Source organism: Pedobacter sp. W3I1 (assembly GCF_030816015.1).
GTDB lineage: Bacteria > Bacteroidota > Bacteroidia > Sphingobacteriales > Sphingobacteriaceae > Pedobacter.
On sequence record NZ_JAUSXN010000001.1, the window covers coordinates 6,295,596 to 6,309,896 of the forward strand.

The following is a 14,301-nucleotide window of genomic DNA, read 5'->3' on the forward strand; positions in this document are numbered from 1 at the left end:
ACTTAATCAATTAAATGTGTGTAAACTGCAATCGGCATTAATGCGAATACAATCGAAATAATTATCGCATACCATACACTAACACGTTTAATAATTCCATTATATTTTGAATGGTTCCATCCCATAGTTTGGAATGCCGAAGCGAAACCATGTAATAAATGGTAACAAAGAGAAATCATTAATAAAACGTAAGCAACAACCCTAACCGGATCCTGAAACTTCTCTTTCATTACTGCATATAAATCTTCATGGCCGTTTGCATCAACAGTTGGAATACCTGTAAAACGAGAAACTACCCAAAAATCCTTCAGGTGGATAACAAGGAAAATCAGCAGTAAAGTTCCTAACAAGCCCATTGAACGGCTATACCACTTACTATTAGCATTACCATTATAAACTGCGTAACCTTCAGGCCTGGCTTTTCTATTCTGAATAGTCAGGTTAACTGCCTGATAAATGTGCACAAGCAAACCTAAAAACAATATGTACTCACCTGCTCTAATGATCCAATTGGTAGCCATAAAGTGTGCTCCAATATTAAATTTCAAACCATTATCGTCAAGAAATATTAACGAATTAATACCAGCATGTACAATTAAAAAGAGTATCAGGAATATCCCTGTAATACCCATAACGTATTTTCTTCCGATTGATGAAGAAAGTGCATTTCCGAAACCACTCATTTGATTAGGATTTATATCTAAATTTCTTGCAAAAGTATCTAATTATGAGTTTAATTTATAAACGATTATGACAAAACAACGATAAAACATTTATTTAGAAACATTCTAAAGCATATTCGAAAATAATTGAAAGATTATTGGATTGTTTGTGGTTTCGATATGAAGATTAGATATTAAACTAAATCAGTTTACTAATCAAAAGCACTCTTTCAATAGGTATTTCTCATCATATATAAGTAACTATCGTTAATATCGTCATGCTGAATTTATTTCAGCATCTATCATGCTATAAAGACCCTGAAATAAATTTACTGCGTAGCTTTTCGCTTCGCTACAGGTCAGGGTGACGCTCGCTTGGAGATAATGCTTTCGATTTTATCTCAGTAAGTTTAAAACATTAAGATTGTTACGCTACGCAAGTAATTGATACATGATTAGAAATATTATTCTAAGTTCAATCCTAAAAAAACAACTAATCTTTTCGTTATATTGCTCTGTCAAATTATTAATATGAAAAAACAGCTCTATTTGCTTATTCTATTAGCCAGCCTCTTCTCTGCTTGCGATCCAGCTCCTGCTACATTTAATCTAGAAACCAAAAACTTTGGCCCAAATGCGGTAATTACTATTCAAAGTGCAGAAAACGGCAAAACATTGAAAGTTGAAAACATTACCAACACCAACCAGACTTTTAAAATCAATATGCCTGTAAAAGGTTATGCGATTATCAGAGCGGAAGACGGCTCACGCAAAGGAGAATATTACTTCTATCTGGATAAAGGCACCTTCAAAGGTGTTCTCGACGGAAAAAATATCAATTCATATCCTTTAAAAAGCGTTCCAACCGAAGAGGGTGAACAATTTATAAACTACTATGGGCTGAAAGACTATATGAGTAAAAGCCTGCTCGACAGTTTAGATATTGTTGAATTGGAATTAGACCAAGCCACAAAAGCCAACATTATGGAACGGGCGAAAAAAGCAGACGTTTGGAGAGAGAAAAAAATCTTGCTCCAATTGGATATCATAAAGGCCTTTGCCAAAAAGTATCCTGGTTCTACACACACCCTCTTTTTATTGGAACAATTGGGCAGAGCAGATTCGGAAGCCAAGCATTATTTATCCATCTTTAACAGTTTGGATAAAGATATTCAGGAAAGCAAAAAGGGCAAAAGCCTTTTAGAAGAGATTAAACAAGCCAGCCAGATGATGGCGGGAAGTAAAATGCCAAATATCGAAGGGGAAAATCCGGAGGGAAAAAAGTTTAACTCAAGTATACTTAAAAAAGTAAACCTGGTTATATGCTGGACTTCTTATAGTGGGAAAAGCAGAAAAAACAATCAGGTATTGGTTAAGCTTTACGAGAAGTATAAAAATAAAGATGTAGAATTCATAGGCGTATCGTTAGATAAGAAAAGAGACTGGTGGGTAAATGTGATCAAGGATGACCACCTTACCTGGCCACAATATTCAGATCTTCAGGGCGCGAAATCGCCAAATGCAAAAAACTTAAGCAATTACAACATTACTTACTTCTTTTTAGTAGATAAAAGTGGTACTGTATTAAGCAACAATGATCTTTCTTTAGATTTTGTTGATAGCGAAATCAGCAAAAATTTGGCCGGTAGATAGCGTTAAGGATCGACAATCCAAAGTTGATCCCACAAAAAAAGTCCCGATTTGCATCGGGACTTTTTACGATTTATGTGTTCGAGTTTTCTTAAGCTACTTTAACATTTACCGCGTTTAGGCCTTTTCTACCTTCTTCTACATCGTAGTCTACGGTATCATTCTCGCGAATGTTATCAATTAAGCCTGAAGCATGAACAAAAATTTCGGCGTCGCCATTAGATGGAGTGATAAATCCGAAACCTTTAGTTTCATTAAAAAATTTTACTGTTCCTTGTTGCATTATATTGTATTTTAATTTGTACCAAAGATAGCGTTAAATACCTATAAATCAATTTTTTATTTTTTTTATTATATATAAATGCTAAATATATCGACTATTTGCCCTTTTAAGCCCTATTTCGTGGCTCAATTTAATTCCTAATTAGTTGAGGTACCACTTGGTTTTATCAATAAAAAACGGTCAAAACTGGCTCTCCCCTCCGCTTTTCTGTCCTATAAAAGCAAGACCGGTAACGAAAAACTGCATTGCCCCGACTGTTCATTATGATGAATAACATGACAGCGAAAAGTTAGAAACAAAGCCAGCCTGCTGCAAATTGAGGTTAAATTTAGCTATAAACGAGGCTTTCTTGCTGCTCATAATTTACCGTCAGGTTTTCGGTAATTTTTACAACTAATGTTTCGTACGCTTTTGCATTATAGCTTAAGATTAGCAAATCACCAACAATTTCGTGTAAAATTAATTTCGGACTGGTATAGGTGATGGAAACCACATGTGCTGCTTTATTTAACAAATCAGAAGCATAAATATGTAATTCGGCCCAATCGAAAAGGATCGGACGATCTTCGAGATCGTTTAAAACAGGCATTTTATGTTCTAAAGCAGCAATGCTGTTCATTACTGAATACTGAAGTTTTTGATTTAGCGTTCCTGCCCTTTCGTTGGCTTGTTGCATCTGAGAAAAGGTATGCAGATGTTGATCTAAACTGTATATTTTTGATCTTTTTTGAAATTCTTTGTAAGTATCATGAAAGATCCGTCTTTCAAAATCCGTTCTGCACATGAAATTAAAATATTGTTTTACGCTGAGGTTAATGCTAGCTAAAGCCATAATATTCGGTTTTGTTGCTGATTCAAATATGGGAACAATAAAAAAAATAATTTATAGAGTATCGGTAAAGGCTGATTATCAATCGGTAAATAGCAAAACTAAATCCTGATTATGAAAAACGGATGAATATTGTTTTGAGTACGGGGATTTGACTGAACAGGCCGTTATTTAAGATATTTTAACATTCTAGATTTTATTTCCTGCGAAAGCCACTCAGTGAATCCAATCTAAAACACATTGCATTACGAATTCAACAGAAACAAGCTCTAATTGACATTCTGTACTTTTTGTGCTTCAGCAATGTCTTTACGTTAAGGGATACATCGCAAAAAGATGCCACCCTGAGGGTTAATTTATGGTATAAAATCAATATGAATGACGTATATAATTGATTATTTTTTACCCTACAGCTCATGCTTTCCTCGGCTCACCGCCGCCGATGGGCTCTTTCTTTTTGGCATAAAATGCCGGCTGAAAATTTTTCTTTCGAAGCCAGTGGGTTGGCTGGGTCAGTGGAGCCCGAAAAAAATTGTTAGGCCAGATTTAAGTAAAACGGGAATACGGTGGTATGGCCTAGCTGGACGGAAACACATAGTCGGTATAACCATTCATATTTAAATGATTACAAAATTACATCAATGGTATCGATCAGTTTTTAGCAAAAAACAAAGGAGTTGGGTGACAGGTAAGATAAATCGTCATCTCGACCGCAGTGGAGAGATCTTTTAACATAGTCCAAAGATCTCTCCGCTCCGCATTTGCTTCGGTCGAGATGACGCCAATTTTGGAATCTGTCATTGGTAAATGATTGGGGATCTTAGGCTTTAAGATTCCCGCCTGCGCGAGAATGACGACCACACTAACGGATTCTGTCAATGATAGCCTGTCGAAGGGCATTTATTTGCGTTTAATCAATCTCAAGAAGTCTTCGACTGCGCTCAGACTGACAACCGCGACGCTTAACTTAATGACCTTGTCCTTCGTGGCTAAAAAATATAACCTAATAGTTTATGGGGCGTACACCATTGAATTAGCTGCGGACGATGCAACCAGTCACCAATTCGATTTTTTTAAAACAGTTTAAATTCCAGCAGGTTGTTAATAAACAAAACATTTATAACTAAAATCTTTAACGATATGGAAACAAGAAATAACCATAATTTAATCCAGGTTTTACTAGATTGCGCGCTAGCTTGCGAGCATTGTGCATCGTCCTGTTTAAAAGAAGAAGACATCAACATGATGATCGATTGTATTAAACTCGATAGGGATTGTGCAGATATCTGTACTCAGGCGGCCAGATTGTTGCAAAGAGATTCAATTATCGGCCACCAATATTTACTGCTTTGCGAAGAAATATGCAGGCTTTGTGCTGCTGAATGTAGCAAACATGATCATGAACACTGCAGACAATGTGCTGTTGCCTGCGAAGAATGTGCTGACGCTTGCCATGCCAGTCATGAACCAATTCATCAGGATTAAAAAAAGGTGTCCTGATTTTACATCGGGACACCTTTAACTATTTTTTATCAGATCAATTACTGCGCAGGGAAGCTATAGTTATATGAACCTTGCTCGCCAACACCAGAAATACTCACCATGTTGTTTCTGCCTAAAGGCAATGCTTTTTGTACATCAGCTACAGAATTTACAGGTTGTCCATTCACTTTAGTAATGATTAAACCTTTTTCAACACCAATATTATCAAAAGCCTTACCAGTAGTAACTGATGTTACCACTACACCACTATTAATGCCATATTTTGATTTCTGAGCCTGGGTAGCAGGGGCAAAAGTTGCACCTAATTTCGAAACCTCAGCACCTTTGCTCGCTGCATTTTTCGCAGTTAAACCAACACTAGCTTCTCCTTTTAACGTTACGGTGTAATCTTTAAGTGCACCATCTCTCAACACGGTTAACTTAACTTTATCACCTGGGTTTAAACGACCAACTCTTTCCTGAAGATCAGGTGAATCGTTGATCACCACTCCATCAACTTTTTTGATTACGTCGCCCGATTTAATGCCTGCCGCAGCAGCACCACCACCAGCAACCACATCATTCACATATAAACCACTTATTTCATTGGTTTTAATGCCTTCAGGTTTATCTTCGCCACTTAACGGCACAAAGTTAACACCAATGTAACCACGTTTAACTGAGCCATATTTCATAAAATCATCCACAATTTTACGGGCCAGGTTAACTGGAATTGCAAATCCATAACCTTGATTATATCCGCTTTGCGATGCGATTGCCGAGTTGATACCTACCAATTCGCCATTTGCGTTTACAAGAGCACCACCGCTATTACCCGGGTTAATGGCAGCATCGGTTTGGATAAATGATTCAATACTGGTATTTGCCGGGCGATCTGGTCTTTTACCGGTACGTTGGTATTCGCGATATTCCTCTTCTGTAATTTCACTGCCTTGTTGCTCGCGACCAATAATACCAATGCTACGATTTTTTGCACTTACAATACCAGCTGTTACTGTAGTATTTAAATCTAATGGGAAACCAACCGCTAAAACCCATTCTCCAACCTGCACATTATCAGAGTTACCCATTTTCACTACAGGTAAACCAGTTGCATTTACTTTAATTAATGCTAAATCGGTATTCGGATCGCGGCCAATTACTTTTGCCTCAACTTTACGTCTGTCTGTTAAAACCACCTCAACTTTCTCTGCATTTTCTACCACGTGGTTATTGGTTACGATATAACCATCCTGACTGATAATGACACCAGAACCGGATGCCGCTCTAGGCTGACGTTGCATTTGACGGCCACCGCCACCGAAGAAATCTTCCATCATATCAAACGGAGAAGAACTTCTACCACCGCCACTTTGTGCCGCATATGTAGTTTTAATGTGCACAACACCAGGTGCAACTGCTGCTGCTGCCTGCGTAAAATCTGTTGTCCCAGCTGATGATACTTTAAGCGGATTATTGGCGAAGTATAAGTTCTGTTTTTCAGTAATTGTACTGCCTGTTTGGTTATGTTCAAATAGTTTGTAACCTCCAATTGCTGCTGCCCCACCTATAAAAGCAGCCAACACGGTAATTCCTAATATTTTTTTCATGTGTTTATATATTATTTTTTTAATGCCATGATTTATTATAAGCTGATTTGCTAGCTAATTGTTTGGTTAGCTTATAATATTCATTTGTTAAATGTTATTATTTGCAAGAGCATTTTTCACTTTGATTTAAGCAGAATGCTCAGGCAATTTTTATCTGCTCAAATTTTCTTTTGTAAGTTTATTCAAATTTAATACCATATAAACGATATTTGTATCCTCAAAGCACTTAGTTTGTGTTAAAAAATGTTAAATTAAAAAACACAAACTGCTGATTACCTTTTGCAACTCAAATATTGCATTAAAAAATGAAGCTTTCATGAAAATTAATTTCTTTAAATACCAGGGCGCAGGCAATGATTTTATTTTAATAGACCACACCATGAGTCCGTTAAAAAATATTGATAATCAACTCGTTGAACAACTGTGCCATAGAAGATTTGGCATTGGTGCCGATGGATTAATGTTTATTACCAAACATGAGGATTATGATTTTGAGATGCATTATTTTAACGCTGATGGCAAGTTAGGCAGCATGTGCGGAAATGGCGGCAGATGCATTGTTGCCTTTGCCAAACAGCTCGGAATTATCGACCGCGAAACAAACTTTTTGGCAGTAGATGGTCCGCATTATGCCAGAATTTCAGAAAATGGAGAATGGGTTGATTTGCAAATGATTGATGTAGAGACCATAACCAAAGACGGTGAAGCTTATGTATTGAATACTGGTTCGCCGCATTATGTTGCTTTAAAAAACGATTTAAAAGACTTTGATGTTTTTACTGCAGGAAAAAATATTCGCTACAATGCAACTTATGCAGAAAAAGGGATAAATGTAAATTTTGTAGAAGATAAAGGCGACCATTTATTTGTACGCACCTACGAGCGTGGTGTTGAAGATGAAACTTATGCCTGTGGCACCGGGGTTACAGCCGTAGCCATGGCCATGGCAAAACACAAAGAACAAACCGGCCATATTAAAACAGCCATTAAAGTTTTGGGTGGCGATATTAAAATAGAATTCGATTACGATGGTAAAGCATTTACCAATGTATTTTTATGTGGCCCGGCCAAATTGGTTTTTGAGGGGGAAGTGGGATAACCTTCTTTTTCAAACCACCTCGATTTTTAAAAAAGTATAAATCACGAATTCAGTTATGGAGTTCGGATTTTTTTTGAAATTTCTATTCTTTTAGAAAACAAGAAACAGTTTTTCATCGGGGCTTTCAGTCCCGCTCTTTGCTAAATTCCGATGAAAAATCGGAATACCGCCTCCGATCGGGTTTATTTAAAATTGGCAGTAGCACGACGGGTATCCAGACCTCAAAGGCTTCTCGAACCTGCGAAGGTCTTTAAAGCGGTGTGTTTTGCGCTAGGGATTGTAAGGGTTTAGTACCGATCCTTCATCGGTACCGGAGCGAAGCGTAGCCCTGAAAAGCCTGACCCTTTCCCCATTTCCGGGGATTGGGTAGCGCCCAAATCTGTTGACTCTTTACAATTCAATAGTGAAATCTGGTGGTCTTATTGACGGTATACGCAACTGGATAAAGAATGGCGTAAAACAGACACCATCAATGCATTTTATTGGCCAAAATACTCAACATTTATTTTGAAAAAATCGTATATTTCCTTTAAATTAACAGCTTTTAACATCTGTCGCAAGATATTTACACACTGTTTTTTATGAAAAAAAATACGACAACACCATCTATAAGAGTAGTTTAAAGCAAGTCCGATACGTTTTCAATTAAAAAATAAATCAATCGATTGATTAAATGACAGAATTTGGACAGAATTATTTTTTTTTAGGCTCTATTTTTGGGCACTGATCGGCGAAAATCGAAGTCCTATATTTCGATAACGCCCTTAATTCCGGAATTTAAATTTAAATACACAAAAATACCCATGAGAAAAGTAACAACTCTCTTTTTTAGCATGAGCATTGGTATGCTTTTGGCATCCTGCGGAAATAACGATGCAGCTAAAAAAGCTGCCGCTGCAGCAGCAGCTGGTCCACAAGCTTACCCTGTTTTTACAGTAACCACACAAAATACAACCTTAAATTCTGATTATCCGGCAACAATTGAAGGGATTCAAAACATCGATATCCGTCCGAAAGTTGATGGCTTTATCGAAAAAATATTGGTAGATGAAGGTGCGGTAGTTAAGAAAGGTCAGTTACTTTTCACCATTAATGCACCACAGTACCAGCAACAAGTTAGAACAGCAAGAGCCGCAATTAGCAGTGCAGAAGCTGATGTAAACGCTGCTCAGCTAACGGTAAACAAAACCAAACCTTTGGTAGAGAAAGATATTATTAGCAAATATGATCTGGATGCAGCATTGCTAACACTTCAAAGCAGAAAAGCTGCATTGGCACAAGCAAAAGCAGAACTGGCAAATGCACAGGTTAATTTAGGTTATACTTCGATTACCAGCCCTGTTGATGGTGTAGTTGGCAGTATCCCTTTCAGAAATGGAAGTTTGGTGAGCAGCAGCAGCACACAGCCATTAACTACTGTTTCTAACACCTCTAAAGTTTATGCATACTTTTCGTTAAACGAGAAACAGCTTTTAGATTTTTCTAATACGTATAAAGGGAATACGCTTGCGCAACAAATGAAAAACATTCCTGCGGTGAGTTTGGTTCTTGCCGATGGAACAATCTATGCGCAGAACGGTAAGATCGAATCAATCAACGGACAAATTAACACCAGCACTGGTTCGGCAAGTTTAAGGGCAACATTTCCAAATCCGACTTTCTTATTAAAAAATGGTGCAAGTGCATCCGTTAGAATTCCTCAGCACGTTGAGAATGCAATTCTAGTCCCTCAAAAATCGACGATTGATTTACAGGGCAAGAAGTTTGTTTACATTTTAGGCGATTCGGCTAAGGTGATTAATACTCAAATTGAGGTGATGGAATTGGCCAAGGATAATTTTTACGTGGTTACCAAAGGGCTTAAAGCAGGTGATAAAGTTATTTTAGAAGGCTTTCAATCTTTAAAAGACGGGACTAAAATTAAACCTGAGGTAAAAAATACCGATTCAGTTTATGCTGAAATAAAAAAATAACAATATAGTCAGTGCAATCACACTATAGCAGTGTAATCCATATTAATTATGTTTAAGAAATTTATAGACAGGCCCGTTTTATCAACAGTTATATCCATTATAATTGTAATATTAGGTGTATTAGGCCTCGTAACTTTACCCATCTCGCAATATCCCGAAATTGCACCGCCAACCGTTCAGGTATCGGCTTCGTACCAGGGGGCAAATGCCGATGTGGTAATGAGTAGTGTTGTTGTACCGCTGGAAGAGCAGATAAATGGTGTAGAAGACATGACCTACATGACTTCTAGTGCCAGTAATGATGGTAGTGCAACCATTACAGTCAACTTTAAATTAGGTACAAATGCCGATTTAGCAGCAGTTAATGTGCAGAACCGTGTAGCCAGGGCAACCAGTTTATTGCCAGCAGAGGTAACCAGATCGGGTGTAATCACCGCAAAAAGACAAGCGAGTAATTTGCTTATTTTCGCCATTTACAGTGATGATCCATCATACGACCAGAAGTTTTTACAGAATTATGCCAACATTAACATCATCCCCGAAATTAAAAGGATTAGCGGTGTGGGTGATGCAAGTGCATTTGGTACCTTAGATTATACCATGCGGATCTGGCTTAAGCCAGAAGTAATGGCCGTTTATGGGTTAGTACCAAACGATGTAAGCATAGCCCTTGCTGAGCAAAACATCGAAGCTGCCCCAGGGCAGTTCGGTGAACAGGGAAATCAGGCTTTTCAATACACGTTAAAATACAGTGGCCGCTTAAAAACGGAAACCGAGTTTAGCAACATCATTATTAAAGCGGATGCAAACGGGCAGATCCTTCGTTTAAAAGATGTGGCCAGGATAGAACTTGGCGCACAAAGTTATGCCAGTTATGTAAAGTTTAATGGTAAACCCGCCTTAGGTATCGCCATTAGTCAAACAGCGGGCTCGAATGCGAAAGAAGTAATTGAAAACTCAATCAAAACTTTAGATAAAGCGGCAACTTCTTTCCCTAAAGGTGTTCATTACGAAACGGTTGTTAACGTAAATAACTTCCTGGATGCCTCAATCGAAAAGGTAATTCACACCTTAATAGAAGCATTCATTTTAGTGTTCCTGGTGGTATTTATCTTCTTGCAGGATTTCCGTTCAACTTTAATCCCTGCAATCAGTGTTCCTGTAGCTATTATAGGTACCTTCTTCTTCCTGAGTTTGTTCGGCTTTACCATTAACCTGTTAACCTTATTTGCATTGGTACTGGCCATCGGTATCGTGGTAGATGATGCCATTGTAGTGGTTGAGGCGGTGCATGCGAAGCTCGATGCCGGTTACAAAGACCCTAAAAAGGCGACGAAAGATGCAATGGATGATATTAGTGGTGCGATTATTTCAATTACACTGGTAATGGCGGCGGTATTTATCCCGGTAAGTTTTATCCAGGGTTCGTCGGGTGTATTTTATAAACAATTTGGTTTAACACTTGCTATTGCGATTATTTTATCGGCCATCAACGCCTTAACCTTAAGTCCGGCATTGTGTGCGATGTTCTTAAAACCACACGCAGAAGATCACGAAAAAAGCAAAAATTTCTTACAACGTTTTTATACCGCTTTCAATACTTCATTTGATGCCTTTACGCAAAAATATAAACGTTCTGTAGGCTTCCTGGGTAAAAAAAGATGGCTTGCAGGTTTAGGAATTGCTATTTTCGCAGTGGTGCTGGTATGGATTATGAATACTACGCCTAAAGGTTTCGTACCAAACGAGGATTTAGGAACAGTTTTCTCTGATATTTCATTGCCTCCTTCAACCTCACAGGAAGAAACCGATAAAATTATTGTAAAAATTAATGATATTGTAAGTAAGGTACCAGAAGTAGAGGCTACATTCAGGGTTGTTGGCCGAAGCTTAATCAGTGGTTCAGGTAGTTCTTATGGTATGGTTATCGCAAGGCTTAAACCATGGGATCAACGCAAACGCGATGTTAAAGCCATTATTGGCGAATTATTTGCTAAAGCAGCCGGTATAAAGGGGGCAAAAGTAATTTTCTTTGCTCCACCAACCATTCAGGGTTTTGGTACCGGTGGTGGTTTCGAATTCCAGTTACAGGATAAAACCGGCGGCGATATCAAAAAATTCAACGAAGTAGGTAATGCATTTTTAGGAGCCTTGAGTAAACGTCCGGAAATTCAATATGCGTCAACCTCGTTTAATCCGAATTTCCCACAATATCAGATTGATGTAAATGTGGCAAAAGTTAAACAAGCAGGCTTAACGGTTAGCGATGTATTGGGTGTTTTACAGGGTTATTATGGTGGTGTTTATGCCTCAAACTTTAATAAATTTGGTAAACAGTACCGGGTAATGTACCAGGCAGATGCTAAGTACCGGGCCAACCAACAAAGTTTAACCAGCATTTACGTACGTAATTCGAGCGGTACAATGGCTCCTATTTCTGAGTTTATCACTTTAGAAAAAGTTTACGGACCACAGGCTATTTCACGCTTTAACTTATATACCTCGATTGCCGTTACAGGTAACCCTAATGCAGGCTTTAGTTCAGGTGATGCCATTAAGGCCATTCAGGAAGAAGCGGCAATCCATCTTCCAGCAGGTTATGGATATGAGTTCTCGGGTTTATCGCGTGAAGAAGTAAGCAGCGGCAGCCAGACAATTTTTATCTTCCTGCTTTGCGTAATATTTGTGTACTTCCTCCTTTCGGCGCAGTACGAAAGTTATATCTTGCCATTGGCGGTTTTATTTTCATTGCCAATCGGTTTGGCCGGTGTATTTATTTTTGATAAGATATTTGGCGTAGACAATAACATTTATACGCAAATCACTCTGATCATGCTTGTGGGACTACTTGCAAAGAATGCCATTTTAATTGTAGAGTATGCGGTAGACAGGCGACGAAAGGGAATGAGTATTGTTAACGCGGCTATTGATGGTGCAACAGCCCGTTTACGCCCGATTTTGATGACCTCTTTTGCTTTTATTCTGGGTTTATTGCCTTTAATGTTGTCATCAGGTGTTGGTGCAGCAGGTAATACCTCAATTGGTACAGGAGCTGTAGGCGGTATGTTAATCGGTACTATATTTGGCGTGTTTGTAATCCCAGCCTTGTTCATTGTTTTCCAAACCTTACAGGAAAAAATAAGTAACAATTCTCCTTTTGAGGAAGGCATTGATCGCGAACAAACAGAAGAAGAGTATGAGCTAGCGGTTAACCGTCCACATTAATTTTAAAATCATGAAATTTAGATATAAGCATTCCATTTTAATCGGTTTAGCCATCCTCAGCTTAAGCGCCTGCGTAACTAAAAAATACGAGCGCCCACAGCTAAAGAGCGAAGGTTTATACCGTGATCATAATACAACAGACACAACCACTATTGCGGACCTGCAATGGAAAACGTTGTTCTCAGATACCACTTTACAGTCGCTGATCCAACAGGGGATAAATGAAAATTTAGACTTGAAACAAGCGATTGAGCGCATTAAAATTGCAGAAGCCACTTTAATTCAAAGCCGTGGGGCATTATTGCCAAGCTTACAGGCCGATGTAAATGTAACCGACAATAAAGCTTCTGCAGCAGCGCAGAATTTTCCGGCAGGCATTAACATCAACCTGGAAACCCAAACCTATAAAGCACAATTGAGCACCAGTTGGGAGGCTGACATTTGGGGGAAATTAAGCAGTGCAAAACGTGGCGCTTATGCTACTTTACTACAAAGTGATGCAGCAAAACGAGCTGTTCAAACGCAGTTAATTGCCACTATTGCCAACAATTATTACACTTTATTGGCACTTGACAAACAATTGGCGATTACCGAGCAAACCATTAAAGTAAGAACGCAGGATGTAGAAACCATGAAAGCCTTAAAACAAGGCGCTGTAGTTAATGGCGCGGCGGTTGTACAGAGTGAAGCTAATTTATACGCAGCTCAGGTAACCCTGCCCGATTTAAAAAGAAGCATTAAAGAAGCTGAAAATGCGCTAAGTGTCTTGGTTGCTAAAGCGCCAAATGCGATTAACCGCACTACATTAGATCAGCAGACCCCTTATGCTAATTTACAAACCGGCGTTTCTGCACAATTGTTAAAAAACCGTCCGGATGTGATAGCTGCTGAATTTGGTTTCAGATCAGCTTTCGAAAACACAAACGTGGCTAAAGCTTACTTTTATCCTGCTTTAACCATTACCGCAGCAGGGGGCTTATCAAGCTTACAATTACAGGATTTTTTCAGCAAATCTATCTTCTATAATCTGGTGGGTGGTTTAACGCAGCCCATTTTTGCAAAAGGAGCAAACAAGGCTCGTTTAAAAACAGCTGAAGCGAATCAGCAAATTGCTTTCTACAACTTTCAACAAACACTGTTAACCGGCGGACAGGAAGTATCGAATGCTTTGTACGCTTATCAAACGGCTTCAGAAAAAGAAGAAACAAGGGCAAAACAAATTGCCTCTTTAACCAAAGCGGTAGATTTCACCAAAGAATTGTTGCGTTACAGTTCAGCAACAAACTACACTGATGTGTTAACTTCAGAACAAAGTTTGTTAACCGCTCAATTAAGTGGAATTAATGATCGATTACAAAAACTACAGTCGGTAGTAAATCTATACCGTGCATTAGGCGGTGGCTGGAAGTAAGAAATAATTAACAAGTTTTTAAGGCATTCTGATTTTCAGGGTGCCTTTTTTTATAGTCTGATTCGCTCATGCTCGTT

Annotated in this window: 10 protein-coding genes; 6 read left to right on the forward strand and 4 right to left on the reverse strand. The window is 38.5% G+C overall.

Going from position 1 to position 14,301, the window contains the following annotated elements; translation table 11 throughout:
- Window positions 1–2: 2 nt before the first annotated feature.
- Window positions 3–683, reverse strand: coding sequence for a succinate dehydrogenase cytochrome b subunit (locus tag QF042_RS25860; protein WP_307533049.1), 681 nt, complete (start codon window positions 681–683; stop codon window positions 3–5).
- Between the two features lie 510 nt (window positions 684–1,193).
- On the opposite strand from QF042_RS25860, the gene QF042_RS25865 reads away from it, so the two are divergent.
- Entirely contained in the window at window positions 1,194–2,315 is a 1,122-nt protein-coding gene (locus tag QF042_RS25865) for a thioredoxin family protein (RefSeq protein ID WP_307533052.1), read from the forward strand.
- Window positions 2,316–2,403: 88 nt separating this feature from the next.
- Here the strand turns inward: QF042_RS25865 and QF042_RS25870 are convergent, their stop codons facing one another.
- On the reverse strand, window positions 2,404–2,595 hold the full coding sequence (locus QF042_RS25870) for a cold-shock protein (RefSeq protein WP_307533054.1): 192 nt from the start codon (window positions 2,593–2,595) through the stop codon (window positions 2,404–2,406).
- Window positions 2,596–2,923: 328 nt separating this feature from the next.
- Window positions 2,924–3,427 (reverse strand): hypothetical protein, encoded by a 504-nt coding sequence (locus tag QF042_RS25875; protein WP_307533056.1) that lies wholly within the window; start codon window positions 3,425–3,427, stop codon window positions 2,924–2,926.
- A gap of 1,137 nt (window positions 3,428–4,564) precedes the next feature.
- Between QF042_RS25875 and QF042_RS25880 the strand changes: the two genes are divergently transcribed.
- The gene (locus QF042_RS25880; protein ID WP_307533058.1) at window positions 4,565–4,909 is read left to right on the forward strand and encodes a four-helix bundle copper-binding protein; all 345 of its coding nucleotides are present in this window, start codon (window positions 4,565–4,567) and stop codon (window positions 4,907–4,909) included.
- Between the two features lie 56 nt (window positions 4,910–4,965).
- Here QF042_RS25880 and QF042_RS25885 read toward each other — a convergent pair whose 3' ends face one another.
- Window positions 4,966–6,516, reverse strand: a complete 1,551-nt coding sequence (locus QF042_RS25885) for a trypsin-like peptidase domain-containing protein (RefSeq protein WP_307533060.1) — start codon at window positions 6,514–6,516, stop codon at window positions 4,966–4,968.
- Window positions 6,517–6,832: 316 nt separating this feature from the next.
- On the opposite strand from QF042_RS25885, the gene dapF reads away from it, so the two are divergent.
- From dapF to QF042_RS25905, 4 genes are all read left to right on the forward strand, one after another.
- Window positions 6,833–7,615 (forward strand): diaminopimelate epimerase, encoded by a 783-nt coding sequence (dapF, locus tag QF042_RS25890; RefSeq protein ID WP_307533062.1) that lies wholly within the window; start codon window positions 6,833–6,835, stop codon window positions 7,613–7,615.
- Window positions 7,616–8,418: 803 nt separating this feature from the next.
- A complete protein-coding gene (locus tag QF042_RS25895) occupies window positions 8,419–9,588 on the forward strand; it encodes an efflux RND transporter periplasmic adaptor subunit (RefSeq protein WP_307533065.1) in 1,170 nt (389 codons plus the stop codon).
- 48 nt (window positions 9,589–9,636) lie between these two features.
- Window positions 9,637–12,813 (forward strand): efflux RND transporter permease subunit, encoded by a 3,177-nt coding sequence (locus QF042_RS25900; protein ID WP_307533067.1) that lies wholly within the window; start codon window positions 9,637–9,639, stop codon window positions 12,811–12,813.
- A gap of 10 nt (window positions 12,814–12,823) precedes the next feature.
- Complete coding sequence (locus tag QF042_RS25905; RefSeq protein ID WP_307533069.1) at window positions 12,824–14,224, forward strand: efflux transporter outer membrane subunit; 1,401 nt, start codon at window positions 12,824–12,826, stop codon at window positions 14,222–14,224.
- Window positions 14,225–14,301: the final 77 nt, after the last annotated feature.